Raw genomic sequence first — 914 nt, 5'->3', positions numbered from 1 at the left:
GGGGAAAGAAGAGAAAGAGAGGAAGAAGGGGGGGAGGAAAAGGGAGGAGGAGGACAAGGGGCCAAGGGAGGCCAGGCAACACGCGGCCAGGTACTGAGCAAGAGCGCAGACATGGGGGAGAGAAAAAGAGAAGAAAGGGAGAGAGGGGAGAGAAGAGAAGGGAAAGGAGAGGGAAAGGGGGAGGAAAAAGGGGGAAGGAGGAAGGGAGGAAAGAAGAGAAGGAGGAGAAGAGGGGGAAAAGGAAAGGAAAAAGGAAGGGAAGAGGAAAGGAAGAAAGAAGGGAGAAAGAGGGGGAAGGGAAAGAGAAAGAAAGGAGAAGAAAAAGGGAAGGAAAGAAAGAAAGGGAGGAAGAGGAGGGGGGAGAGGGGAAGAGGGAGGAGAAAAGGGAGAAGGAGAGAAGAGGGAAAAGGGAAGGGAGGGAGAAGGGGAGGAAGAGAGGGGGAGGAAAGAGAGAAGGAGAAAGGAGAAAGGGAGGGGGAAGGGAGGAGAGAGGAAAGAGGGAGGGAAGGAGAGAAGAGGAAAAAGGAGGGAGGAGAGAGAGGAGGAGGGAGGGGGGAAAAGGAAGGAAGAAAAAGGAAGAAAAAGGGGGAGAAAGAAGAGGAGGAGAAGGAGAGGGAGAAGAAAGAGGGGAAGGGGGAGAGAGGGGGAAGAGAAGGGAGGAGGAAAGAAAAGGGGGGAAGAGGAGGGAGGGAGAGGGAGGAGGAGAGGGAGGGGGAGGAGGAGAGGGAGAAGAAGAGAGGGGAAAGAAAGGGGGAGAGGGGAAAAAGGAAAGGGGGGAGGAAAGAAAGAGAAAGAAGGGAAAAAAGAAAAGAGAGAAGGAGGGGGAAGAAGAAAGAGGGGAAAGGAGGGAGAGGAAAAAGGGAAGAAGAGAAAGGAGGAAAAAGGGGAGGGGAAAAAGAGGGGAGAAAAAAAAA

Annotated in this window: 1 protein-coding gene; it reads left to right on the top strand. The window is 53.2% G+C overall.

The genetic code is table 11. The features are described 5' to 3' along the window. Window positions 1–111: 111 nt before the first annotated feature. A partial coding sequence (locus IB241_RS28095; protein WP_225595762.1) for a hypothetical protein occupies window positions 112–914 on the top strand: 803 nt, incomplete at its 3' end.

Origin of the sequence: Pseudomonas sp. PDM05 (assembly GCF_014851685.1) — a bacterium.
GTDB lineage: Bacteria > Pseudomonadota > Gammaproteobacteria > Pseudomonadales > Pseudomonadaceae > Aquipseudomonas.
Note: the sequence above shows the minus strand (reverse complement) of the source record. Positions and strands in the feature narration are given on the sequence as shown.